Origin of the sequence: Escherichia sp. MOD1-EC7011 (assembly GCF_002965005.1) — a bacterium.
In the GTDB taxonomy this organism is placed as follows: Bacteria; Pseudomonadota; Gammaproteobacteria; order Enterobacterales; family Enterobacteriaceae; genus Escherichia; species Escherichia ruysiae.
The window spans coordinates 29,667-56,108 of sequence record NZ_PTRD01000009.1; the positions used below are offsets into that span (position 1 = coordinate 29,667).

Consider the following 26,442-nt stretch of genomic DNA (forward strand, 5'->3'; position numbering starts at 1 on the left):
GATTCACATGCTAAATCTGATAAGTTTTAATTTCAATGGTAGGTTTATTTCTTAGCTTTCGCTAGTAAACTGATAATCAGACAAAATGGCGACTTGAGGGACACTGTGGACCCCGTATTCTCTATCGGTATCTCATCCTTGTGGGATGAGCTGCGACATATGCCAGCAGGCGGCGTCTGGTGGTTTAACGTCGATCGTCAAGAAGATGCTATTAGCCTGGTGAATCAAACGATGGCTTCTCAAGCTGAAACCGCGCAAGTCGCGGTCATTAGCATGGATAGCGATCCCGAGAAAATTTTCAAATTAGATGATTCTCAAGGACCAGAAAAAATAAAATTATTTTCAATGCTAAATCATGAAAAAGGTCTATACTATTTGCCCCGTGATTTACAATGTTCAGTTGTTCCCCATAATTACCTGTTCATTCTTGTTTGCGCAAATAACGCATGGCAAAACATTTCTGCCGAGCGCCTTCGCCTATGGCTGGAAAAAATGAATAAATGGTGCAGGCTAAACCATTGTTCACTGCTGGTAATTAATCCCGGAAATAATAACGATAAACAATTTTCATTGTTACTGGAGGAGTATCGTTCGCTTTTTGGACTTGCCAGTTTGCGTTTTCAGGGCGATCAGCATCTGCTGGATATCGCTTTTTGGTGTAACGAAAAAGGTGTCAGCGCCCGTCAGCAACTGACCGTCCAGCACCAAAATGGCGTCTGGGCGTTAGTTCAGCGCGAAGAGGCGGAGATCCAACCACGCAGCGATGAAAAGCGTATTCTCAGTAATATTGCCGTACTGGAAGGCGCGCCACCGCTATCGGAACACTGGAAGCTATTCGACAATAACGAAACGCTGTTCAATGAAGCACGTACCTCTCAGGCCGCGACGGTCGTGTTCTCTTTGCAGCAAAATGGGCAAATTGAACCGCTGGCCCGCAGTATTCATACATTGCGTCGCCAGCGTGGTAGCGCGTTGAAAATCCTCGTGCGGGAAAATATTGCCAGCCTGCGCGCCACCGACGAACGTTTACTGTTGGCCTGCGGCGCAAATATGGTTATTCCATGGAACGCCCCGCTCTCTCGCTGTCTGACAATGATTGAAAGCGTGCAGGGACAGAAGTTCAGCCGCTATGTACCGGAAGATATCACCACGCTGTTGTCGATGACTCAGCCGATTAAACTGCGGGGGTTCCAGAAGTGGGATGTATTCTGTGACGCGGTCAATAATATGATGAATAACACCCTGTTACCTGCTCACGGCAAAGGCGTTCTGGTGGCTCTGCGCCCGGTGCCTGGCATTCGCGTTGAACAAGCTCTGACGCTGTGTCGCCCTAATCGTACCGGCGATATTATGACGATTGGCGGCAATCGACTGGTGCTGTTCCTCTCTTTCTGCCGGATTAACGATCTGGATACCGCATTGAATCATATCTTCCCACTACCTACTGGCGACATTTTCTCTAACCGCATGGTCTGGTTTGAAGATGACCAAATCAGCGCCGAGCTGGTGCAAATGCGTTTACTCGCCCCGGAACAATGGGGGATGCCGCTGCCTTTAACGCAGGGTTCCACGCCAGTCATCAATGCCGAACACGATGGTCGCAACTGGCGACGCATACCTGAACCACTGCGATTATTGGATGATGCTGTGGAGCGTTCATCATGATGACCATCAGCGATATCGTTGAAATTATTATCGTTTGCGCACTGATATTTTTCCCGCTGGGCTATCTGGCGCGGCATTCTCTACGGCGTATTCGTGACACTTTGCGTTTGTTATTTGCTAAACCTCGTTATGTAAAACCGGCCGGTACATTACGCCGTGCGGAAAAAGCCAGGGCAACCAAAAAATGACTCAATTTACCCAAAACACCGCTATGCCTTCTTCCCTCTGGCAATACTGGCGCGGCCTTTCTGGCTGGAACTTCTATTTTCTGGTCAAGTTTGGCCTGTTATGGGCGGGATATCTTAACTTCCATCCGCTGCTTAACCTGGTGTTTGCCGCGTTTCTGCTAATGCCTATTCCGCGCTATAGCCTGCACCGTCTACGCCACTGGATAGCCCTGCCAATCGGTTTTGCATTGTTCTGGCATGACACCTGGCTACCAGGCCCGGAAAGCATCATGAGTCAGGGTTCGCAAGTGGCTGGTTTCAGTAGCGATTATTTAATCGACCTCGTTACTCGCTTTATTAACTGGCAGATGATCGGAGCCATTTTTGTATTGTTAGTGGCGTGGTTGTTCCTGTCACAATGGATTCGTATCACCATATTTGTCGTCGCTATTCTGGTATGGCTGAACGTACTTACTCTGGCTGGACCAAGTTTCTCCCTGTGGCCTGCCGGTCAACCGACCACGACGGTGACAACGACGGGCGGTAATGCAGCGGCAACGGTCGCAGCCGCAGGCGGTACGCCGGTGGTGGGTGATATGCCTGCGCAAACCGCGCCGCCGACAACCGCGAATCTTAATGCATGGCTGAATAATTTCTATAACGCCGAAGCGAAACGTAAATCGACCTTCCCATCCGCGCTTCCGGCAGATGCACAGCCATTTGAATTGCTGGTCATCAACATCTGCTCACTCTCCTGGTCGGACATTGAAGCTGCCGGGTTAATGTCGCATCCGTTATGGTCGCATTTCGATATTGAGTTCAAGAATTTCAACTCTGCGACCTCATACAGCGGCCCGGCGGCGATTCGTCTGCTGCGCGCCAGCTGTGGACAAACTTCGCACACCAATCTGTACCAACCAGCCAATAATGACTGCTATCTGTTCGATAACTTGTCAAAACTGGGCTTTACCCAGCATCTGATGATGGGGCATAACGGTCAATTCGGCGGCTTCCTGAAAGAAGTGCGCGAAAATGGCGGTATGCAGACAGAATTGATGGATCAAACGAATCTGCCGGTTATTTTGCTGGGCTTTGATGGTTCGCCGGTTTATGACGATACCGCCGTACTTAACCGCTGGCTGGACGTTACTGAAAAAGATAAAAACAGCCGTAGTGCCACGTTCTACAACACGCTTCCACTGCACGATGGCAACCATTATCCGGGCGTCAGCAAAACAGCGGATTACAAAGCGCGGGCGCAGAAGTTCTTTGATGAACTGGACGCATTCTTTACTGAACTGGAGAAATCGGGTCGTAAAGTGATGGTGGTAGTGGTGCCAGAACACGGCGGTGCGCTGAAGGGCGACAGAATGCAGGTATCTAGCTTACGTGATATCCCTAGCCCGTCTATCACAGACGTCCCCGTTGGCGTGAAATTCTTCGGTATGAAGGCACCACACCAGGGGGCACCGATTGTCATCGACCAACCAAGCAGTTTCCTGGCAATTTCTGATCTGGTGGTTCGCGTTCTCGACGGTAAAATTTTCACCGAAGACAATGTTGACTGGAAAAAACTCACCAGCGGATTGCCACAAACAGCACCGGTATCCGAGAACTCAAACGCGGTGGTGATTCAATATCAGGATAAACCGTACGTTCGCCTGAACGGTGGCGATTGGGTGCCATACCCGCAATAAACACGAAAAAGGCCGCAGAGTTTCACCCCTGCGGCCTGGTTCGGGCGCAAATTGCCATTACGGCAGCCGACACCCGCACGGCACGTTACTTCCTCTTATTCAGCCAGCCCACGATCAGACTGGCGAGAATGCCAGCAATGACCGGAGCCGCTAAATCGTGCCAGAAGGCCATGCCTAACTGCGCGAACGTCATATAGCCGCCCGTGTTGTAATGACAACGTTTCGCGGCTATTCTTGTATTGTTTGGATGCAAGAATGGCTCCCGTGATGTTGTCAGATATATACCTGCAACGTGCGGGGGTTTTCTCTCTCCAGCAACCAATGCCACCAGGGATAAAGCCCCCGCAACATTGCGCCTCACCGGAACCCCCTGGCTTGCGGCTGATTCTACTGACGCTTTCTGCCCCTGGCATCTGCCTGTTTTTCACTTTGCGCGATACATCCCAGCTTATTTTCATATTTGCAGAATTTTCACTGTACGCATTACCCGCGCTCTGACACCAGACTGGTAGTGAAATGCGCAATTTTGTAGAATTGTGCCTCCTCGCGATTCTCCCCGGTGAATCTGTTGCCTCATTCTTAGCACACTGCGTATTCGACTTCTCCGCCTGTTGCGCAAGAGAAACGGGGGATAACCATCTTTGCGGGGCTGACTTCTTTCTGGACAGGACTTTATGCAGGACAACACATTACAACTACGCGATCAGAAATTACCATTTACGCGATACGACTTCGGCTGGGTTTTATTATGCATAGGAATGGCAATTGGTGCCGGAACGGTGCTGATGCCAGTACAAATTGGGCTGAAGGGAATTTGGGTATTTATCACCGCCGCCATTATTGCTTATCCAGCAACCTGGGTAGTGCAGGATATTTATTTAAAAACACTATCTGAAAGTGAATCCTGTAATGACTACACCGATATTATCAGTCATTACCTGGGGAAGAACTGGGGAATATTTCTCGGCGTTATCTACTTTTTGATGATTATCCACGGAATTTTTATCTATTCCCTCTCCGTGGTTTTCGACAGCGCCTCATACCTGAAAACCTTCGGTTTGACCGATGCCGATCTTTCACAATCCCTACTTTATAAAGTGGCTATTTTCGCCGTACTGGTAGCTATCGCGTCAGGTGGGGAAAGATTATTGTTTAAAATTTCCGGCCCGATGGTGGTGGTCAAAGTGGGCATTATTGTGGTGTTCGGTTTTGCGATGATCCCGCACTGGAATTTCGCCAATATAACCGCGTTCCCACAAGCCTCCGTCTTCTTTCGCGACGTCCTGCTTACTATCCCTTTTTGCTTCTTTTCTGCAGTATTTATTCAGGTGCTTAACCCGATGAATATTGCCTATCGCAAACGAGAAGCAAATAAAGTGCTGGCAACACGACTCGCGCTGCGCACCCATCGGATTAGCTATATCACGCTCATCGCGGTGATCCTGTTTTTTGCCTTTTCGTTTACCTTTTCGATTAGCCATGAAGAAGCCGTTTCTGCCTTTGAGCAAAATATCTCAGCACTGGCACTGGCGGCACAGGTGATCCCTGGGCATATCATTCATATCACCTCTACGGTGCTGAATATCTTTGCCGTACTGACCGCATTCTTTGGCATTTATCTCGGTTTCCACGAGGCTATTAAAGGCATTATTCTCAATCTGTTAAGCCGAATTATTGATACCAAGAAAATTAACTCACGCATGCTGACTCTGGCGATCTGCGCTTTTATCGTCATTACGTTGACGATTTGGGTTTCGTTTCGTGTATCGGTGCTGGTGTTCTTTCAGTTGGGAAGCCCGTTATATGGCATTGTGTCGTGCCTCATTCCATTTTTCCTGATCTATAAAGTCGCACAACTGGAAAAACTTCGCGGGTTTAAAGCCTGGCTGATTCTGCTGTACGGCATTTTGTTATGCTTGTCGCCACTGTTGAAGCTGATTGAGTAAACCGGAGCGCATGGCCCCGGTTTTGTGAGTTAACGCTGTGGATTTTCATCCTGATCAACAGCAAAACAAGCGACCAGTTGACCGCCGTAGTCTTTTAGCTGCGGATGCAACTGGGTGCAGGGGCCGAAGCGCCGACGACAGCGGGCGTTGAAGGCGCAACCCGGCGGTGGATTCAGCGGGCTAGGCAGTTCACCGGTGAGCTTGATGCGCTCGCGGCGATCGTCCGGATTCAGGCGCGGCGTTGCGGAAAGTAGCGCCTGAGTGTACGGATGGCGCGGGTTATTGAAGATTTGGTCTTTCGTTCCCTTCTCCACGCAGCGGCCCAGGTACATCACCATCACTTCATCAGCAATGTGCTCCACCACCGACAGGTCGTGGGAGATGAAGACATAAGAAAGCCCCAGTTCCTGCTGCAAATCCATCATCAGGTTGAGCACCTGCGCACGCACCGAGACGTCCAGCGCGGAAACCGGTTCATCGGCAATCACCACGTCCGGGTCGAGCATCAGACCACGTGCAATGGCGATACGCTGACGCTGACCGCCGGAAAACATGTGCGGATAGCGGTCGTAGTGCTCGGTTTTCAGGCCGACTTTCGCCATCATCGACAGGGCTTTTTCCCGACGCTGTTCTTTGCTTAAGCTGGTGTTGATCAGCAGCGGCTCTTCGAGAATTTGCCCAACTTTTTTACGCGGATTCAGCGAACCGTAAGGGTTCTGGAAGACAATCTGGATTTTCTGCCGACGCAGCTTCTGCGCCTGCGGATCGTGCTTAAGCAGATCCTGCCCCTGGTAATACAGCTCGCCGCTGGTGGGCGTTTCAATCATCGTCAGCAACCGACCGAGGGTCGATTTACCGCAGCCAGATTCGCCCACTACTGCCAGCGTTTTGCCACGTTCAAGGTTAAACGAAACACCATCCAGCGCCTTCACCAGACGTTCCGGTGCGAACATACCTTTCTTCACCGGATAATGTTTTTTCAGGTCGATAGCCTGCAACAGCGGTTGTTGCGAGGTGGCCTCTTGCGTACTCATAGTGTGGGCCTCCCGGCATCATCAAGTGGGTAATGGCATTTGGACTGACGCCCGTCAGCGAGCATATTCAGCGCCGGTTCTTCAGCGCGGCATCTGTCAGTGGCATAGGGACAGCGCGGGTTAAGCAGGCAGCCGTTCGGGCGGTCGTACTTGCCGGGAACGACACCAGGCAACGACGCCAGACGTTCTTTGTCCTGAGCAAATTCCGGCAGCGCGCGTAGCAATGCCTGAGTATACGGATGACGCGGCGCACGGAAGATGGCGTGAGCATCGCCCGTTTCCACCACCTGGCCTGCATACATCACGATGATTTTATGCGCCGCTTCCGCCACCAGCGCCAGGTCATGGGTGATCAACACCAGCGCCATATTCTCTTTCTGCTGCAACTCCAGCAGCAGTTCGATGATTTGCGCCTGAATGGTCACGTCCAGCGCGGTGGTCGGTTCATCGGCAATCAGCAGTTTTGGCCGACAGGCAATCGCCATGGCGATCATCACGCGCTGGCTCATTCCGCCGGAAAGCTGATGCGGGTAAACATCCAGACGCGATGCCGGATCGGGAATACCGACCTGATTCAACAGGTCAATCGCCCGCTGACGGCGGGTACTTTTGTTACCGCCCTGATGCACCTTAATCGCTTCCATAATCTGGAAACCCACGGTGTAGCACGGGTTAAGGCTGGTCATCGGGTCCTGGAAGATCATCGCCACTTCGGCACCCACCAGGTTGCGGCGCTCTTTTTCTGATATACGCTGCAAATCCTGACCGTTAAACTCCAGCTTTTCCGCCATTACGCCGCCCGGATAATCAATCAGCCCCATAATCGCCAGTGAACTGACCGACTTACCTGAGCCAGACTCCCCCACAATTCCGACCACTTCACCCTGTTTCACGCTGTAGCTGATGCGGTCTACGGCGCGGAATGGTGCGCTTTCGTCGCCGAAATGCACCGATAATTTATCTACATTTAATAACGCCATCTCGAACCTCTTACTGCTTCAGTTTGGGATCGAGCGCGTCACGCAGACCGTCACCCATCAGGTTAAATGCCAGCACCGTCAGCAGGATCGCCAGACCAGGGAAGGTCACGACCCACCAGGCGCTTTGCGCGAACTGCAACACATCGGAGAGCATGGTGCCCCACTCCGGCGTTGGCGGCTGCGCCCCCATACCGAGGAAACCAAGAGCAGCCATATCGAGAATGGCGTTAGAGAAACCGAGCGACGCCTGAACAATCAGCGGCGCAAGGCAGTTGGGAAGAATATTGATAAACATCTGGCGCAGCGCCCCGGCTCCCGCTACGCGAGAAGCGGTAACGTAATCGCGATTCACCTCCACCAGCACGGCGGCGCGGGTTAAGCGGACATAGTGCGGCAAGGCAACGAAGGTCAGCGCCAGCGCGGCGTTACCAATCGACGGGCCGAAGATAGCCACCAGCACCAGCGCCAGCAACAGGCTTGGCAGCGCCAGCATGATATCGACCACGCGCATGATGATGTTATCGACCAGGCCGCCAAAGTAACCGGCGATCAGGCCGAGAATAACGCCCATAATCAGCGATAACACCACCACCAGACAACCGACCAACAGCGACAGCCGTGCACCGTACATCAGGCGCGACATCACATCGCGACCAACATCATCAGTGCCCAGCAAGTGCGCCATGCTGCCGCCTTCCTGCCACGCTGGCGGGGCGAGCAGTGCATCGCGGAACTGTTCCGCCGGGTTATAGGGTGCAATCCAGTTGGCAAAGATCGCGATAAACAGCACGATGACGACGTAAACCAGCCCGACAACCGCGCCTTTGTTGCGTTTAAAATAGTGCCAGAACTCCTGTAACGGGGTCATCGGCACCGGTGCAGTAATCACTTTATTTTCAGTAACCTGTGACATGATGTTCCCTTACTTCTTATGACGAATACGCGGGTTCACCACGCCGTACAGCAGATCGACCAGCAGGTTGACGAGGATAATCATCGTCGCCACCAGCAATACGCCGCCCTGCACCACCGGATAATCGCGGCGTTGCAGCGCGTCAATCAACCAGCGCCCAAGACCGGGCCACGAGAAGATGGTTTCGGTCAGAATCGCCCCCGCCAGCAGCGTCCCCACCTGCAGGCCAATAACGGTTACCACCGGCAGCATGGCGTTACGCAGCGCATGGACGATAATCACCCGCATACGGGTAAGACCTTTGGCTCGCGCGGTGCGGATATAGTCTTCACCCAGCACTTCCAGCATCGAGGAGCGCGTCATACGCACAATGACCGCCAGCGGGATAGTACCCAGCACAATAGCGGGCAGGAGCATATGGGCGACGGCATCGATAAAGTTACCGTCTTCCCCCCAGATGGCGGTGTCGATCAGCATAAAACCGGTTAACGGATTGGAATCATCAAGGAACACCATGTCGCTCACGCGACCGGAGACAGGCGTCAGGTTCCAGTGCACTGAAACCAGCATGATCAACATCATGCCCCACCAGAAGATTGGCATGGAGTAGCCGGTCAGCGCCAGACCAACCGCCGTGTGATCGAAAATGGAACCGCGTTTAACCGCAGCCAGTACACCAACCGGAATACCGACCGCAGTCGCAAAAATCATCGCGCAAACACCAAGTTCCAGCGTAGCCTGGAAGCGTGGCACGAACTCTTCCCAAACCGGGATGCGGCTTTTCATCGAAATGCCTAGATCGCCGTGCATAACGCCCCAAATGTAATGGAGATACTGCTGCCACATCGGCTTATCTAAGCCGAGTTCTGCCAGCAATTGCGCATGACGCTCTGGGGAGATCCCACGTTCGCCCGCCATGATCATCACCGGATCGCCGGGGATCATGTGAACAAAGGCAAAGGTGAGAAGGGTAATACCGATAAACGTGGGGATGACGAGTCCCAAACGTCGGAGAATAAACTGCAACATAACCCGGATTCTCTATAGTGACCCGCAGCCTGGAACTGCGTGTCTGTATTGCTCACCAATCAATTCCCGCCCGTGCCGGACAGGGAATGAAGTATTGCTGCCGGATGGCGCTGTGCGCAGAGGCACAGCACCACCGGGTATGCAGATTGTTGACAAAGTGCGCTTTGTTCATGCCGGATGCGGACTGAACGCCTTATCCGGCCTACAAAATCTGGCAAACTCAATACATTGCAGAATTTTCGTAGGCCTGATAAGCGGAGCACATCAGGCAGTTTTGCCTTTGCCATCAGTCTTGTACGGCTTTTAATTATTCAATAGAGACATTTTCGAAGTGATGTTTGCCTAATGGATCAACCACATAGCCTTTAACTTCTTTGCGTACCGGTTCAAACACGGTGGAGTGAGCGATGATCAGTGCCGGAGCCTGATCGTGCATCACGACCTGTGCTTGTTTGTACAATTCAACACGCTTGTTGTGGTCGTCGGTAGCACGCGCCGGTTGAATCAGATCTTCAAACGGTTTGTAGCACCATTTTGAGTAGTTGGAACCTTGTTCAGAGGCGGCGCAGCTGAACAGGGTGGCGAAGAAGTTATCCGGATCCCCGTTATCGCCAGTCCAGCCCATCATTACCGTCTGGTGCTCGCCATCTTTCGCACGCTTGAGGTACTCACCCCATTCGTAGGTGACGATTTTGGCCTGTACGCCCACTTTCGCCCAGTCTGCCTGAATCATCTCCGCCATGCGGCGAGCATTCGGGTTATACGGACGTTGTACCGGCATTGCCCACAGGTCGATGGAGAAGCCTTTTTCCAGACCGGCTTCTTTCAGCAAGGCTTTCGCTTTTTCAGGATCATAGGTGTAATCCTGAACGTCGTCGTTATAGCCCCACATGGTTGGCGGGATCAGGTTTTTCGCTGCCACGCCCGCGCCCTGATAAACCGCTTTGATTATCGCGTCTTTGTTCACCGCGTAGGTCAGTGCCTGGCGAACTTTCACGTCATCTAGTGGTTTTTTCTGCACGTTATACGAGAGATAACCGACGTTCAGCCCCGGCATTTCCATCAGGTTGATGGATTTATCCTGCTTCATGCGGGCGATATCTGCCGGGTTCGGGTACGGCATCACCTGGCATTCATTCTTCTGCAATTTTGCGTAACGCACAGAAGCATCGGGAGTAATAGAGAAGACCAGCGTATCGATCTGCGGTTTGGTGCCCCAATAACCATCAAATGCTTTGTAGCGAATACGGGAATCTTTCTGGTACTGCTGTAACTGGAACGGGCCAGTGCCGATTGGGTTGAGATCCAGTTTTTCTGGCGTACCGGCTTTCATCATCGCGTCAGCATATTCTTTTGACAGAATAGAGGCGAAGTCCATTGCCAGGTCAGCGAGGAACGGCGCTTCCGGACGCGTCAGCACGAACTGAACGGTGTTGTCGTCCACCTTCTTCACTTCGCTGATCAGCTCCGGCAAGCCCATGCCTTCGAAGTATTCGTAGCTACCGCCAGAAACTTTATGGTACGGGTTTTGCGCGTTTTTCTGACGATCGAACGAGAACACCACGTCATCGGCATTCAGTTCGCGCGTCGGTTTGAATTCTTTATTGTCATGCCACTTCACACCTTTACGCAGATGGAAGGTATAGGTTTTACCGTCTTCGCTGATTTCCCACTTTTCAGCGAGGCCTGGAATCACTTCGGTGGTGCCGATTTTAAACTCAACCAGGCGGTTATAAAGCGGTACGGAAGAGGCGTCATAGGTGGTGCCGGAGGTAAACAGCTGCGGGTTAAACCCTTCAGGCGAACCTTCTGAGCAATAAACCAGAGTTTTAGCCTGAACACTTGCTGCGACGGTCATAGCCACCAGGCTGAGACCAAGCTTCAGCATCCCTGACTTTTTCAAGGAAATACGCATTATTCTGCTCCAATTGTGATGTTTGTTGTTTTAACCCTTTGCAGTGGGTTGTCGTTGCCTGACCTTTTTTGTTTTTTGCCCGGTCGGGTCAACGTTATGAGGTGGGGATGCCGTACTAATTAACATCAGTGTAACAGTGCGGATCCTCCATAAAATGCCCCTCGTGACCTACAATCTGTCAACAGAATGTGAAAACGTCAATACAGCCAACCGGGATTTACACCAACGGTGAGAATCCACAAACAAAGATTAAAAAAACTTCAAACCGCTATTTGCAACAGAGAAATTTGTGCTACTCCAACATAACCAGAACAATCACCTTAATATTTCGCAACAATTGGTGATTAAGTTTTATGCTTTTAATGAAAAAAATCTGAGGAAAAGGTGGATATCTGAGCGATTAATACCATGAACGCTAAAACGCACAGCGGAAAATGCCAGCGCCAGCCATAAGTAACGCAAAAAAAGATTTAAGCAAATATAAAAAAAGACAATGGATTCTGTCACAAATCCGTTAATGGATAGTGAGATATGGGGCGCAAATTTGGCAGGGAAATGTGTGGTGTAGGGGGGATAAGGCGGTCGCGCCGCATCCGACAATGGGTCGGCACATTTGCCTGATGCGACGCTGGCGCGTCTTATCAGGCCTACGTCGAGTCGAACCTCCTGCCCCCGGAGGTTCTCATCCTCTTCAGGCCGCAGAAAGCAAAAAACCAGCCCGTAGGCTGGTTTTTCTAATTTGGTCGGTGATAGAGGATTCGAACCTCCGACCCCTTCGTCCCGAACGAAGTGCGCTACCAGGCTGCGCCAATCACCGAATGCGGGGCGCATCTTACTGCGCAGATACGCCCTCGTCAATCCCTTAATAGCAAAATGCCTTTTGATCGGCGAGAAAGTCAGCAGGCCGCTTAGTTAGCCGCAACGGTCTTCGCCTGTGGGATGTGGCACCAGTTGTTATTTTCGTTAATTCCACCATCCGGTGAAGTATAGCCGAGACAGCCCATGATGGTGTCGTACAGCTCTACGTGACGGCGCGGTACTTTCATATCGGCTTCTTTTTTCAACTGCGCGAATGCCTGCGCATTGGCCGGATTTTCCAGATATTTATCTGACATCCAGACCATCATCGGCACGCGGAACTGCTCCGGCGGTGCATATTCACGTGGTGTACCATGCAAGTGCTCACGCTCGTTAATCGACTCACCGTGATCCGCCGCGTAGAACACAATTGCTTTCTTATCGCGGAATCTGTCGATCACCGAGTCGATAAAATGATCTACGTAGGTGATGGAGTTATCGTATGAGTTGATCATCGGCGCTTTTGGACATTTGCGATCAATTGCATAACACTCTGGCTTCCACTGGGCAAACTCACGTGGATAACGCTGAGTATAATTGTAGTGCGACCCTTTGGTATGCAGCACAATCAGATGCTTACCTTCTGGTTTTTTCTCCAGAGAACGTTCAATTTCATTCACCAGCAACATGTCGTCTACCGCTTTTCCACGGTTACGTGGCTCAGCCGCGATTTGCTCACGGTAGGCAATGTTGTCAGCCATGGTATTGCTGTAGAACCACATCTCGCTCTGCATGGCGTACAAATCGGAGCTAAAACCCAACTGTTTGAGAACCGCAAATACGTTCTGTTCTTTAAGAGTACGTTGAGGGTTATCTTCCGTTCCACCTTCACGCACAAACATACAGCGTAGTGATAATTTAGTCGCGGTATCGCAAGAATAACCACGATACATCACCAGGTTTTTCTCTTTTGCCAGCTTCGGCGTTGTATCACGTTCGTAGCCCAACATTCCCATATGATCCCAACGCGTGGTTTCACCAATAATGAAAATCACATAGGTGTCGTCGAGATTTTGCGTCGGGGTATAGGTGAATTTTTTCGCCGGATTCATCAGCGAACGATTGTCTGAAGATTCATCCACTTGCGCCCAGGCATACAGCCCCAACGCAGAAAGCCAGTTCGAAGGTAAATAGGAGTTCGCCAACACCCCGCCATAACTAGGCATATCCACCCCAGCCATGCGATCGGCACGCTTTTGCGCTACATCCATCAGACGTATTGGCCCCCATACCAGCAAGCCCGCTAACAGCACAGTAAGCGCGCTACGCCAGCGTGTTTTCGGGGTACAAAGCTGACGCCAGAAGGTGTCTTGTGAGCGGTTCATCCAGATAAATAGCAACGGGATAATACTCACCAGTACAACCCATGCGATAAGCGTCCAGCCAACCACTTCTTTCGACAGGTCAATGTCGGTGGTCATCACCGAAGCGACAATCCCGTAGCCAATCATGACATTCATAAATGTCATGTAGTAGCTAGCTCCGGCAGAAATCAGCACCAGCAATGAAGCCAGCACTTTCCAGGCCGTTCTGCCAAAGAGTGAAATTAAGCGTAAAAAGAAGAAGGTTGCCAGAACCGTCCCTGCCAGTTCGATAACCGCCGAAACGCCATTAAGAAAAGTGAAGTTATGCGCGTAACCGTCAAACCGACGGAAATAGACTGCGCAATTCATAAACAAACCAATATAGACAGCGAGAAAAAAGCTTAGCTTTTGCTGCGTTATCGTTTTGATGTATCTCATGCAAACAAACCCTGGGATAAAGGGGAAAAAATATCCAGCACTCCGTTTTTGCAGTGGGAGTATCAGGAAAAAATGCAGGAGTAGTGAACGCCATCCCCTGCTCATGTCGTTAAGTAGACCACAGAGAGAAGGAAAAGTGGCAATGAAGTGAGTTTTAGCTACAGATATTTACAAAAAGCAAGTCAGAATGCAGACCAATAATTAACTGTTCTTGTAAAAAAGAGGAGTAATCTCCTCTTTTTCTGCCAAAAGTCCGAAACTGGTTACTCATACTCCACGGAGAAATTGACCATGGCATTTGCATGTCCAGACGTTGCATTGGCGTTTACAACGACATAACTCGCTTTGTAGTTCAGTTGGGTTGTTGTTCCATTTACTGGCCACTCTATCGCCGTTCCACCAGCGACTTTCGGAATCTGTTTTGTGCCCTTGCCGTCAACAATTTGCAGGGCTATTCCCGTTGCGCCTCCGGCATCCAGAGCAAAAAGAGAGTTATCATTGGTGTCAGGAAGGCCGTCCATTGTTACTTTAGCTTTTGATATTCCGTCACAATCTTTTAATTCGATTACGAAATTTTTTTCGTTTATGACTCTTCCGACCGTGACTGGCTTCATTAACATCATTTTCCCCATGACAACTTCTAAATCAGCGGCTTCAAACTCACACCCTTTGGCCACGACTGAAAGAGAAAACGTCAGTTTTCCTGCTTCACCGAGGCTTATTTTGGCTTCAGCGCCGGGAAAATATGCCAGAGCTAAAAAGGGTAACAGGCAACGTATACTATTTCTCCACATGATGACTAATCCATATCCAGAAAGATTGTTGCAACCCCACTATATTGCCCTGCCGCTGGAGCATTTCCGGTCGTGCTGATTGGTGCTGCTTTCAGTTTAATTGTTGCATCGCGATGTTGTTGGGAATCGTTCGAACCGAGGTTTAAGTTAACACTGCTGTTGGTATCGTTAGGCCTTAAGACATTGCCGTTTGGATCCATAACCAACACACCAATGTCTGGGTTACCCATATCGATGGCACGCTCGTCAGCCTGACTTGTGTTTCCTTCAATCCTTAGTGATACCTGAATGCCATCGGTAATATTTTCACAATCGAACTGGAGGTTAATCTCTTTTTCAGTGCCTCCAACTGGAATGGTTCCTTTTTTATTTTTAAATGCCGAAGATGGGTACTCGCCGAAGGGGACATCCAATACCGTACCGGCGTCAATTTTACAGCCTTGTGTAAAGGTCAATTTTCCTGCAATACTGACCGTAGAAAGTGGATCCCTGTATGTATTTTTTTTCTTTGAGGCATACATTGTTGCAATAAGCGTGTAGGGAATTTCCACCTCACCCTGAACAGGCTTTGCTATATAAAATGACAGATAGCCATTACTGCCAAATTGCCCCAGATTATTACCTTTACAGTCTTGAGAAGAGTTATTTAAATTAGGGATCTGACTATTGGCCTCCGGAACGCGGAAAAACACGCTTGGACCTTGAATCATGGTCATTACTTCCAGCTCATCGGTTAACCGGTAGTATTGCTCACTGTTTATTTTTCGCGTTGCCGTAGATAAGTTACTCACGACTTTAATCAGTGTATCCTTTTCCGTTTTATAAGTATCCGGACACTCACAAATAAAACTAAAAGGCTGCCCAACACCAGCCCATGAGTAAATTAATCTTAATTCAGTACCCGCTTTATTTTTGCTGGCATCCATAATATCAATATCAAAATTGACTGGGTAATCATGAACACCTGAAGTCGATGTACAGGGTCCCCAATCTGCAGCCATAACATTATTGGCCGTAAACAACATGCTTCCAACAAAAAACAGACTTGAAATTTTCATCATATTATCTATCCCTGATCATTGGCAATTTATTGTCACAGAAATAATACCTGACGATTTTTCCTTAATCGGCAGTTCATATTTCGCAACGCATTGTTGTGAAGTATCTTTACCCCATACGATCTTCACATCCCCTTTTTTAGGCATCCCGCTGATATATAACTGCCCATCTTCACCAACAATACCGCTAATCTGTTCACTTTTATCTGAAACCAGCGTTGCAGTTGCACCAAAGGGGACGCTCACTTCATTTTGCCGAATTAATGTCATAAGAACTCGATAACCCACACGGGTATCGAAATGCGCCCGTACAACAGCTCCTCGCGTTGGCACAACTGTCTGGAATGCGCTGTTCATATCAACACTGTCATTCAACGTTTCACTGCGAATGGACACATCATTTTCACGGTAGATGCTCAGATAAGGAACGACCGCATTACCTTGCAAGTCAACACTCACACCACTATTATTTAATACTTTCGCCCCCCGGGCACCTGGTGCTGAAACTATACCAATGGTTTCACCCAAAGGTTGGGAAAGCGAGATCCCTTCACTGTGCGCTACAATGCCACCACGCAGGCTGTAGTTAGTCTGCTGGTAGTCTTTACCATAGCTGTAACCCATGCTGATATTACCGGCGCCGCCCTGGTACGACAAACTGGCATTACCGCTATTACCAACACCATTACTGGAATACCCTTCCTGAACGTTATAGCTAAGATTGCGATCTTCTAACAAAGTGCCATTGACGCCAAGCTGTTGTGTCGTACGACCATCCTGATCGGTTGTCACGCGGTAGTTACTCCATGCCCGACCAAACGGAATGGAAACATTAAATGACCACAACTGGTCGTTTTCATCCCATTCAGGGCTTTTATTCCAACTGTAAGCAATACTGTAATTAACACGTCCAATACGACCGTTGTACCCGGTAGCCAAAGAAAGGCGCTTACCGTCATCATTCCAGTAATCCTGCTGGGTCATATTGAAATAAACCGACCCATAGGTGCCCAATTGCTGTGTCAAATTACCCTGAATTTCACTACGCTTATGGTAACGGCCGTAATCGCTGTCAGCACCGCTACGCACATCTGTTGCTTCCTGGAAGGTATAAAAACCACTGGTAGAATACTTGTAACCCAATAAACGGAAATCTGTGCCGCTGGCAAAGCTTTTTGAATAAAGAAAGCGGTACGATTGTCCCTGATCGGTTGCATTATTATTTAATGTACTTTTTGCCTGAGTAATATCAACCGATATTGCACCAATAGAGCCAAAGTTTTTCCCCAATCCCAGAGCAAATGCGTTGTAATCCTTAGAAATTAATGCGCCACCATAGGTGGTCATACCAAACGGTAAACCATACATCGCATTAAACTGACCAAAGCGTGGGTTGGCGCTATCGTAATTACCAGCACGGTATTCACCAGCAGAAAGGCTATATTTGAGATGCCCTTCACGTTGGAAAATAGCGACTGAAGAGAATGGCTGAATAAATCTTTGTTCACTACCATCAGCCTCTTTAACAATTACGGTTAAATCACCGCTGTTCGCTGTGGGGTATAAATCGTTAATTTCAAACGCACCTGGCTGAACAAATGCTCGATAAATCACGTAACCATTTTGTTCAATACTGACTTCCGCGTTACTTTTCGCTATCCCTCGAACTACCGGAGCAAAACCACGTTGGCTGTCTGGCAACATTTCTTCATCAGAGGCCAGTAATGCCCCGCGCATCTGCACACTGTCAAAAATATCTGAAGGTGTTGCTGTATCACCCAATGTCAGTTGCGCTTTCAGCGGAACAATGGCCCGTGTTACATAGGTGCCAATATTGTCCCACTGCTTCTCGCCGTTACTATAGCTCCAGTTACTGTAATTTCGCAGACGCCATGCCCCAAGGTTAAGGCCGCTTCGCATACTTAAGTAGTAGCTATCGTTAGTCTGGCTAGTTTCGTTTTTATCCTGGTGATGATTACCATTTTCATCAATGTAGCGATTATAACTTTTTGTATCATGAGAACTGTTACTACCGCTGAAACTGTAATCAAGAAGCAACGCGGGCACACCATCGTCCCAGCGAGATTCAGGTACTGTACCGCGAGCAACCTGCTGCATTGCCGCCTGAGGAAAACTCATCACCAGCTTTTGTTCGCTAAAATCAAAATGACTGGTCGCCTGAGGGATAATTTCATTAAACGCCACACAGGCTTCTGCTGGTATAAGGTTAAGTGCTGAAAAACTGTCTACACGAACGCCCATATCAGCCAGTTGTGTCCGGCTTAAACAAGGTATGAGAAACTCCCCCATCTCCTTTCGTTGGGATTCTGTAGCCGCCTTAAACTCCAGAGTGCGCGTTTCCATTTTTTGTTCATTGACGATTAAAGAAACGCGATATGTTCCAGGCAACTGCGCGCCATGGTCAGTTTCGTACATGGAAAGGTCAACATGCTGGTTGATCCCTGCGGTATCTTCCAGAAAACGCGGATTAAATTTTCCAGCTGTCGCAGAAAAAGAGCCTGCAACCGTAAGCGCCAATACAGATAAAGAAAAGGGCAAAGAAGTGTAAGTGCGCGAAACGACCATCCATGACATTAAGTTGGTTCCCCTGAAAACTATTAATTAATTTCGCGAGTCAGATATTCACCTGAAGAGCCAAAATCATTAATTGTATTATATTTTATTTGCGAAGCACTGTTCACACCTGCAGGCAAATTGATATTCAAAGACCCTTTTGCTGGCACCATACCGGACTTTTCAATTTCGTGTCCGTTAATAAATACATCACTGAACGTGATGTTAAAAACAGTTGGATTGTCAACTTTTATCTGTTTACCGTTTCGCGTAAAACGTAGTTCTCCTGGCGAAGATTTAATATCCCCTTTTAGACCTGCTGGGCGATAAAAAAGCTTGATGCGAGTACGAACTGCAATCTGCAAGACATTTTTCCCTTCATTTTCTTCATTTTGAGAAGGAATCGCTTTGACGTTTACCCAGTAAACAGATTCACGATCCTGAGGTAAGGACGGATTCACATTTACGATACGTAAGATGTTGTTTTTTCCTGGCTCAAGTTTGAATAATGGCGGAGTAATGATGAATGGTGTTTTTTTACTACCCGTTGCATCATCAACCCATGACTGAATAAGAAATTCTTCTGATTTATTTTTGTTTTGTACGGTTAGCGATGCTTCTTTCTTATTACCGTCATAAATCACCCGAGTAGAACTAAGCCCAACCCCACTCGCTAGTGCAGACTGCGAAATTAACACCCAAAGAGTTAACGCAATGAATTTTTTTTTCATCATTCTATCCATGAACGTTGAACACAATTGGCGGAGAATTCATCTTCGCCAATTGTGAAACTAACTATTACTCGTAAGACAGATTGAAATCAACCTGAGCATTACCATAACCAGTAGTTACAGCAGCTAAAGTAGAAACATAGTTTGCGGTGAAATAAAGAACTGTCTGACCTTTTTTCAGGTCAGTGCTGGATTCACCACTATTCATCGCAACCAGGGTGTTGCTGTTATCATAAATACCGATACCTACGCCTTTCGCCGCGCCTGCTTCGGTGCTAACAGAGATAAGTTCAGGTTTATCGGTATCACCAACGCCACTAAAGCTGACTTTCGCCTTTTTCAAAGTGGTGATATCACAATCTTCCAGCTTGATTTCGAAAGGTTTTGATGGTGATTTATCACCGACTGCAGCAAATACAGATTTTTGCACCTGACCCAGTACAACTTCCTGATTCTGAGAATCAACTGACAGTACGCAAGCTGCATCGACGATTTCACCTGTAAATTTCACAGTGCCATCACCGGAATCCGCTGCAAATACGGAACCAGAAGTTAACGCCAGTGCTGACAAGGCAAAAACAACCTTTTTCATGAATAACTCCATTTATATAGATAAATATGCTTAATGTTGTTCACACAACGGGGCGCAGATTATACAAATGGCACTAAAAAATAAAATTATTTTTACTAAATATTATTTTTTAAAATAAAAAGGAATATATATTAAATTCAGCATGTTATAAAAAACAACATCAATAGGGAAATATACTTTCGGAAAATATTTATATTAATATTTTATATAAATAGAGTAATGCATCCACAGAAATAATACATTGTTCTATTTATACTCTGAAATAGGAAAAGGGAGAAACTCACGTCCCTCCCCTTCATTTTCTTACAATGATATTTTTAGACGTGAACCTCGCGCAACACCTTCTGCCCTGGCTGGCGAATAGTCGTAGAAAGTGCAAGAGACAGAATCAGCAGGGCGAAAATCACGTAGAAGGTCACATAGAAACCACCAAACAGTGAGGCGATAATCGAGCCGCAAATGCTGCCGATACCGAAACCAAGGTAAATTACACCGTAGTTTTTCGCCAGATTATTAAGTCCAAAGAACTCGCTGACCAGTGACGGGAACACCGTGATTGTGCCGCCGAAGTTAAACGCCACGCAGGCAATCGCCGCGAAGAACGTTAACGCATTGAGTGGAGCGAACAGCAGTGCCGCCATGCCCACCAGCGAAACCCCCTGTCCAATGGTAATGACCCGAATACGGGCGATTTTGTCAGACAGAATACCCAGAACCAGACGACCAGAAAGGTTAGCAATTGAAATGACCGTCACTGCGTTGGCTGCGGAAATTGCATCAAGATGCGCCAGACTCTGCGCGATATCTTTCGCCACCCCAATAACATACAGGCCACTCATGCAGGCAGTCAGGAACATTACCGCCAGCATCCAGTATTGCGGTTTTCGCATTGACTCTGCCAGGGTGAAATCATTTTCCACCACGCCATTATGGGTTTTGACTTCCTGTTTCGGCGCATCTTTCATTAAGGTCGCGCCAAAAACAATCATCACCAGCGCAATCGCGCCCCAAATTATAAAGGTTTTTTCCAGACCGACCGTTTCCAGCAGTTGCGTGTCGATAAATTTGAACCCCAGGCTACCCAGGCCATAGGAACCAATGGCGAATGCGGAGATCAAACCTTTACGTTCCGGGAACCATTTCACGCAGTTAGAGAGCGTCAGCAAGTAACCCGCGCCATCTGCCAGACCGACCAGCACACCGGCACTCAGCCACAGCATCATCAGGTTGTTGGAATGCGCGGTCAGGAAGAAGCCTAATCCCAGCAAAATACCGGAAGCCATAGTGACGCGTTTAACGCCAAAACGTTCCTGTAATTTTCCCGCGACAGAAGACGAAATTGCCAGTCCCAGACTCAACAGGCCAAAGGAGAAAGCCACCTGGCTTACCGGTGCATCCAGTTTGGCGGAAAGTGCACCGTTAAACAGGCTCCAGGTATAAACCGAACCCAGGGCAAACTGGGTAATAATAGTACCGATAAGCGTCAGCCAGCGCGTACGTTGATAGTTGGAAGATGTCATGGCAGTGTTCCTGCATTAATAAAAAGGAAAGGTCTCTGCCGACAACCATATCGAAGTGCACTTTATGCCAGGGGAAAAACGGCATGAAATGCCATCAGAACGGAATGAAATGCCTTAGTTCAGGAATGAATGACGTGACAAATATTCACCACAATAATAATTGTGTCAGTTAGTACCCACTATCAACACAATGATTGTTATACGCGGTCTTCAATTGTAAGTAACAAGTTAAAATCTGGCGCTAACGCCCATGCTATACAAATAATCATTATTATTGTTGCTGTTTTCTGCCTGAGATAACGCGGCATAAGCGGCAATATGTGGGTTAAGCAACATATCGGCGCCCACAGTCACATCAAGCCAATTGCCGTTCTGATTTGTCGCCGTCATGCGGCTCAGGCCTGATTGAGCCTTCCAGATATTCTCACCAAATTGCTGGTTATAGCTGATTTGCGCCCAGGGACGAAAATCACCAAGCCGGGAATCAACACGCCAGCCTAATGTACTGACGCTGGCATGCCATAACGGATCGGTTAACGTTGCATTGCTGTCGCCAAACTCGTTATACATCGAAATGGTCGTACCATCATAATGCAATGCGGCGACTGGGCCTGTTGTAACATGTTCATATAAAGGGAAATTCCAGCCCATACTCATACTGCTGGTCACATCGGCAGGCGTATCCTCCGCCAGATTGACTTCCAGTCCCAGCGCCCTTTGGCTACTTTGAATACGTTGCGACAAAATATCGTTGTAATCAGGTTGGTGATCACTATCCCAGGTATAACGCTCCGTAGTATGCCCAGGCTGCGTATCAACGATATATTCTTGTTGCCAGGCATAAGCTGTGTTGAGAAAAAGAGAACTGATTACAACGCTCGCCAGCAAACTTAACGTCCAGTGGCCACCGCATTTTTTTATGATCATTAACACGACTCCAGAAAAGAGCCGAATTCGGCAATATTATTGTCATTGTATGAAGGATATCGGGCATAGTAGCCCTGTATTAAATATTGACTTTTTCACCGATGCGTCAAGAAAAGCGGCTGAAATTTTTACGGTCTGGTATATAGCGAGGGAAAGTATGGAACGTTGCGGCTGGGTGAGTCAGGCCCCACTTTATATTGCCTACCACGATAATGAGTGGGGCGTGCCTGAAACCGACAGTAAAAAACTGTTCGAAATGATCTGCCTTGAAGGACAACAGGCTGGATTATCCTGGATTACCGTCCTCAAAAAACGTGAAAATTATCGCGCTTGTTTTCATCAGTTTGATCCCGTCAAGGTCGCGGCAATGCAGGAAGACGATATCGAAAGACTGGTACAGGATACCGGGATTATCCGCCATCGTGGAAAAATCCAGGCCATTATCGGCAATGCGCGCGCTTACCTGCAAATGGAGCAAAACGGCGAACCGTTTGCCGACTTTGTCTGGTCGTTCGTAAACCACCAGCCACAAGTGACACAAGCCAGAACATTGAGCGAAATCCCTACTTCAACGCCCGCCTCCGACGCGCTCTCCAAGGCTCTGAAAAAACGCGGCTTTAAGTTTGTTGGCACGACAATTTGTTACTCCTTTATGCAGGCATGTGGGCTGGTGAATGATCATGTGGTTAGCTGCTGTTGCCATCCGGGGAACAAATCATGATTCGGGAAGCACTGCTTTCGGAACTGCCCGCGATTCTGGAGTTATGGCTGGAAAGCACAAGCTGGGGACATCCCTTTATAGAAACAAGCTATTGGCGTGACTGCATTCCGCTGGTGCGTGATGCATATCTAGCCAACGCGCAAAACTGGGTGTGGGAAGACAATGGTGAATTTCTCGGTTTTGTCAGCATTATGGAGGGCCGGTTTCTGGCAGCGATGTTTGTCGCACCGAAGGCCATCAGACGCGGCATTGGTAAGGCGCTGATGCAACATGTACAGCAGCGCCATCCCCATTTGTTGCTGGAGGTTTATCAAAAAAACCAACCGGCGATAGATTTTTACCATGCGCAGGGGTTTCATATTGTCGACTGCGCATGGCAGGAGGAAACCCAACTCCCTACCTGGATTATGGATTGGCAGGCGGATCAAACGCCGTAAGCGACAGCTCCGGGCCATTATATTTTTCCAGCCATGCCAGCGCCGTGTTACCCGCACAGCCATTCCCCAGCCGCGAGCTGGGAAGGTCTTTAGTTAGCACGTTAACCGCACCATTTTTACAAATGCCGCCAGCAGATAAATCAAGATCTGGCCACGCGCCTTCGTGAATACAAATCACGCCAGGTTTAATACCTTCGCTAATGACGGCTCCGACAAGGATTTGTCCGCGCGAGTTCCACACCCGAACTGTATCGCCATCTTGTATACCCCGCGCCCGCGCATCTTCTGGGTGAATGGTGACAGGTTCACGATTTGCCACCGCATACAATTCGCGCAAGGAACTGTAATTCAGCTGACTGTGCAGACGATGTGCCGGGTGAGCAGAAAGTATCTGCAACTGTTCCGGTTCTGCATTGCCCTGCCATTCGTCCGGCTCCAGCCACATTGGATGCCCTGGGCAATCCGGATAAGCGTAATCGGCAATACGCTGTGAGAAGATTTCAATCTTGCCGCTGGCGGTTTTTAACGGATACGCCTGCGGATCGCGGCGAAAATCAGCGAAGCGAATAAACCGCTCGCTGTCTGGGTTTTCCGGCATCTCAATGAATTGGTTGGCTTCCCAGAACTCATCAAATGGTGGCAATTGTATCTGCTGACTTGCCCCACGCTGCCGGGCGACGTTATAAAACGTTTCCAGCCATTGCAACTCACTTTTCCCTTCTGTAAATCGCGCGTAGCCGCCCTTTTCCCACCGTTCGCTTAATTCAGCAAAAACATCAAAATCATTACGTGCTTCACCACGCGGTGGCACCACTTGTTTCATCGGCAACAGATGCTGATTGCTGTAATCGCCGGTCATGGTGAGATCATTACGCTCAAACGACGTGGTCGCAGGGAGAACGATATCAGCGTGTTTTGCCGCCGCCGTCCAGAAGCATTCGGAGATCACCACCAGCTCTGGTTTTTGCCAGGCGTGAATCAGACGATTGGTATCCTGATGGTGGGTAAAGTTGGCACCACCCGCCCACCAGATAAAACGAATATCCGGGAAATGTCGGTTCATACCGTTGTGTTGATATGTGCCACCGGGGTTTTCTAATGCTTCAACAATACGGGCAACGGGGATTTTATCTACCGCATCGGTGCCGCCGGGCAAACTACTTTGCATGGAAGAGAGCACCGCAGCGCGGCGGGTCGGATTGCCGCCATTGGCAAAATGGTAAGAAAGGCCAAAGCCGCCGCCGGGTGTGCCGATTTGCCCCAACATTGCCGCCAGCGTGACGATCATCCAGTGTTTTTGCTCACCAAACTGTTGGCGCTGCATTCCCCATCCCGCCATCAGCATCGTAGTGTTTTGGTGGAAAATAGCCGCCAGCTCGCGAATCTTCTCGGGTGGAATGCCGCAAATCTCCGCCGCCCATTCGGCAGTTTTCGCTATTCCGTCTTTCTCGCCCAGCAAATAGGAGGCGAAGACGTCATAACCCGTGGTGCAACGCGCCAGAAACTCTTCGTCGTGCCAGTCATTTTCCACCAGCGTATGGGCGATCCCCAGCATTAGCGCAACATCCGTGCCCATATGGGGGGCTATCCACTCCATTTTATCGCCAAAGAAATCGACGGTTTCCGATCGCATTGGATCAATGCAGATCAGCTTTTTCCCGCTGTCACGCAATGCAGAAAAGTAAGAAAGCCCCTGCTCATCGGATGCATTCCACGCAATTTTCAGCGTATTGAGAGGGTTAGCACTCCACAACACCACGACATCACTATGTTCCAGCACCAGCGGCCAACTGGTTTGCTGTTGATAAACTTCGCTGCCCCCCACGACATACGGCATGATCGCCTGTGCCGCGCCGGTCGAATAATCCCCCAGATGCCCGGTATAACCGCCTGCCAGCGCCATATAGCGTTGTAATAAAGTTGACGCTTTATGCAAGACGCCATTTGAACGCCAGCCGTAGGAACCAGCAAAAATCGATGCTGGGCCATAAGCCTCACGAATACGTTTATGTTGATGGTGAATAAGATCCAGCGCCTCATCCCAACTCACGCGAACAAATTCATCCTGCCCACGAATGCCTTGCGGGTTTTCTGGTGACGCGAGAAAGCCTTTGCGCACCATTGGAAATCGTACCCGCGTATTGCTGTGAACCTGGTCGCGAACCGCGCTCTGCAAGGAGTTTTCCAGCTCTGTCGCTAACGCGCCACGCGAGCTAAAAACTGTTTCACCGTCGGTTTCAACCAGCATGGGTCCCCAGTGGGCGGCAGTCAGAACGGAATAACGTGAGGATGAATTGGCCAAACCGAAGGCTCCTGAAAGGTTAGATGTATTGGGCAGTTAAATATTACTTACAAATTTCCGAGTATTCCCAGGAATAATCTTCATGTTCACACGGCATAATCTCCCGCCACGGCACCCGTGAACAAGAATAAAAAGGTTATTAAGGATTAACAATGAAGAAACGTGTTTATCTTATTGCTGCCGTCGTGAGCGGCGCTCTGGCGGTATCTGGCTGTACAACTAACCCTTACACCGGCGAACGTGAAGCAGGCAAATCTGCTATCGGCGCAGGTCTGGGCTCTCTCGTTGGCGCGGGTATTGGCGCGCTCTCTTCTTCGAAGAAAGATCGCGGTAAAGGCGCGCTGATTGGCGCAGCAGCAGGCGCGGCACTGGGCGGTGGCGTTGGTTATTATATGGATGTACAGGAAGCGAAGCTGCGTGACAAAATGCGCGGCACCGGCGTTAGCGTAACCCGCAGCGGGGACAACATTATCCTTAACATGCCGAACAATGTGACCTTTGACAGCAGCAGCGCGACCCTTAAACCGGCCGGTGCTAACACGCTGACTGGCGTGGCAATGGTGCTGAAAGAGTACCCAAAAACGGCAGTTAACGTGATTGGTTATACCGACAGCACGGGTGGTCACGACCTGAACATGCGTCTCTCCCAGCAGCGTGCGGATTCCGTTGCCAGCGCGTTGATCACCCAGGGTGTGGACGCCAGCCGCATCCGTACTCAGGGTCTTGGCCCGGCTAATCCGATCGCCAGCAACAGCACCGCTGAAGGTAAGGCGCAAAACCGCCGTGTAGAAATCACTTTAAGCCCGCTCTAATCCCTTTCATGCCGGGTGATGCAGAAAT

Annotated in this window: 22 protein-coding genes and 1 tRNA gene; 7 read left to right on the forward strand and 16 right to left on the reverse strand. The window is 49.2% G+C overall.

Annotated elements, in window-relative coordinates; translation table 11 throughout:
* Positions 1-93 precede the first annotated feature (93 nt).
* From bcsE to bcsG, 3 genes are read left to right on the forward strand one after another with little or no spacing between them, the layout of a single operon-like run.
* The gene (gene bcsE / locus A7098_RS03285) at positions 94-1,665 is read left to right on the forward strand and encodes a cellulose biosynthesis c-di-GMP-binding protein BcsE (protein ID WP_105280323.1); all 1,572 of its coding nucleotides are present in this window, start codon (positions 94-96) and stop codon (positions 1,663-1,665) included.
* Entirely contained in the window at positions 1,662-1,853 is a 192-nt protein-coding gene (gene bcsF / locus A7098_RS03290; protein WP_000988318.1) for a cellulose biosynthesis protein BcsF, read from the forward strand. Before bcsE ends, bcsF begins: the two co-directional genes overlap by 4 nt.
* A complete protein-coding gene (bcsG, locus tag A7098_RS03295; RefSeq protein ID WP_105280324.1) occupies positions 1,850-3,529 on the forward strand; it encodes a cellulose biosynthesis protein BcsG in 1,680 nt (559 codons plus the stop codon). Before bcsF ends, bcsG begins: the two co-directional genes overlap by 4 nt.
* Positions 3,530-3,614: 85 nt before the next feature.
* Here the strand turns inward: bcsG and A7098_RS03300 are convergent, their stop codons facing one another.
* Positions 3,615-3,722: a type I toxin-antitoxin system toxin Ldr family protein gene (locus A7098_RS03300; protein ID WP_085461382.1), complete on the reverse strand. Its 108-nt coding sequence runs from the start codon at positions 3,720-3,722 to the stop codon at positions 3,615-3,617.
* A gap of 481 nt (positions 3,723-4,203) precedes the next feature.
* Between A7098_RS03300 and A7098_RS03305 the strand changes: the two genes are divergently transcribed.
* Positions 4,204-5,475, forward strand: coding sequence for an aromatic amino acid transport family protein (locus A7098_RS03305; protein ID WP_105280325.1), 1,272 nt, complete (start codon positions 4,204-4,206; stop codon positions 5,473-5,475).
* Positions 5,476-5,504: 29 nt separating this feature from the next.
* Here the strand turns inward: A7098_RS03305 and dppF are convergent, their stop codons facing one another.
* From dppF to A7098_RS03385, 14 genes are all read right to left on the reverse strand, one after another.
* Positions 5,505-6,509 carry a dipeptide ABC transporter ATP-binding subunit DppF gene (gene dppF, locus A7098_RS03310; RefSeq protein WP_105280326.1) on the reverse strand — a complete coding sequence of 335 codons (1,005 nt, stop codon included), beginning with the start codon at positions 6,507-6,509 and terminating at the stop codon, positions 5,505-5,507.
* Entirely contained in the window at positions 6,506-7,489 is a 984-nt protein-coding gene (dppD, locus tag A7098_RS03315) for a dipeptide ABC transporter ATP-binding protein (RefSeq protein WP_105280327.1), read from the reverse strand. Before dppD ends, dppF begins: the two co-directional genes overlap by 4 nt.
* Positions 7,490-7,499: 10 nt before the next feature.
* Positions 7,500-8,402 (reverse strand): dipeptide ABC transporter permease DppC, encoded by a 903-nt coding sequence (dppC, locus tag A7098_RS03320; protein ID WP_000084683.1) that lies wholly within the window; start codon positions 8,400-8,402, stop codon positions 7,500-7,502.
* 9 nt (positions 8,403-8,411) lie between these two features.
* A complete protein-coding gene (gene dppB, locus A7098_RS03325) occupies positions 8,412-9,431 on the reverse strand; it encodes a dipeptide ABC transporter permease DppB (RefSeq protein ID WP_105280328.1) in 1,020 nt (339 codons plus the stop codon).
* Between the two features lie 307 nt (positions 9,432-9,738).
* Complete coding sequence (gene dppA, locus A7098_RS03335) at positions 9,739-11,346, reverse strand: dipeptide ABC transporter substrate-binding protein DppA (protein ID WP_001222867.1); 1,608 nt, start codon at positions 11,344-11,346, stop codon at positions 9,739-9,741.
* A gap of 740 nt (positions 11,347-12,086) precedes the next feature.
* Positions 12,087-12,163 (reverse strand) — tRNA-Pro (locus A7098_RS03340).
* Positions 12,164-12,254: 91 nt separating this feature from the next.
* Positions 12,255-13,946, reverse strand: coding sequence for a kdo(2)-lipid A phosphoethanolamine 7''-transferase (gene eptB / locus A7098_RS03345; protein ID WP_105280329.1), 1,692 nt, complete (start codon positions 13,944-13,946; stop codon positions 12,255-12,257).
* Between the two features lie 263 nt (positions 13,947-14,209).
* Positions 14,210-14,740: a long polar fimbrial protein LpfE gene (gene lpfE, locus A7098_RS03350; protein WP_000269272.1), complete on the reverse strand. Its 531-nt coding sequence runs from the start codon at positions 14,738-14,740 to the stop codon at positions 14,210-14,212.
* 5 nt (positions 14,741-14,745) lie between these two features.
* Entirely contained in the window at positions 14,746-15,801 is a 1,056-nt protein-coding gene (locus tag A7098_RS03355) for a fimbrial protein (RefSeq protein WP_105280330.1), read from the reverse strand.
* Between the two features lie 15 nt (positions 15,802-15,816).
* Positions 15,817-18,393, reverse strand: coding sequence for an outer membrane usher protein LpfC (gene lpfC / locus A7098_RS03360; protein ID WP_105280331.1), 2,577 nt, complete (start codon positions 18,391-18,393; stop codon positions 15,817-15,819).
* 23 nt (positions 18,394-18,416) lie between these two features.
* Complete coding sequence (gene lpfB / locus A7098_RS03365) at positions 18,417-19,103, reverse strand: long polar fimbrial biogenesis chaperone LpfB (RefSeq protein ID WP_000726213.1); 687 nt, start codon at positions 19,101-19,103, stop codon at positions 18,417-18,419.
* Between the two features lie 67 nt (positions 19,104-19,170).
* On the reverse strand, positions 19,171-19,695 hold the full coding sequence (lpfA, locus tag A7098_RS03370) for a long polar fimbrial major subunit LpfA (RefSeq protein WP_000758160.1): 525 nt from the start codon (positions 19,693-19,695) through the stop codon (positions 19,171-19,173).
* Positions 19,696-20,012: 317 nt separating this feature from the next.
* Positions 20,013-21,215, reverse strand: coding sequence for an MFS transporter (locus A7098_RS03375; RefSeq protein ID WP_105280332.1), 1,203 nt, complete (start codon positions 21,213-21,215; stop codon positions 20,013-20,015).
* 228 nt (positions 21,216-21,443) lie between these two features.
* Entirely contained in the window at positions 21,444-22,142 is a 699-nt protein-coding gene (locus A7098_RS03385) for an autotransporter outer membrane beta-barrel domain-containing protein (protein WP_000584406.1), read from the reverse strand.
* A 157-nt stretch (positions 22,143-22,299) separates the two neighbouring features.
* Here A7098_RS03385 and tag point away from each other — a divergent pair, with 157 nt between their 5' ends.
* A complete protein-coding gene (tag, locus tag A7098_RS03390; protein WP_105280333.1) occupies positions 22,300-22,863 on the forward strand; it encodes a DNA-3-methyladenine glycosylase I in 564 nt (187 codons plus the stop codon).
* On the forward strand, positions 22,860-23,300 hold the full coding sequence (locus tag A7098_RS03395) for an N-acetyltransferase (RefSeq protein WP_000617459.1): 441 nt from the start codon (positions 22,860-22,862) through the stop codon (positions 23,298-23,300). The genes tag and A7098_RS03395 overlap by 4 nt, the downstream gene beginning before the upstream one ends.
* Here the strand turns inward: A7098_RS03395 and bisC are convergent.
* On the reverse strand, positions 23,269-25,602 hold the full coding sequence (bisC, locus tag A7098_RS03400; protein WP_105280334.1) for a biotin sulfoxide reductase: 2,334 nt from the start codon (positions 25,600-25,602) through the stop codon (positions 23,269-23,271). The genes A7098_RS03395 and bisC overlap by 32 nt on opposite strands.
* A 152-nt stretch (positions 25,603-25,754) precedes the next feature.
* Here bisC and A7098_RS03405 point away from each other — a divergent pair, with 152 nt between their 5' ends.
* Entirely contained in the window at positions 25,755-26,414 is a 660-nt protein-coding gene (locus A7098_RS03405; protein ID WP_000747625.1) for an OmpA family lipoprotein, read from the forward strand.
* Positions 26,415-26,442: the final 28 nt, after the last annotated feature.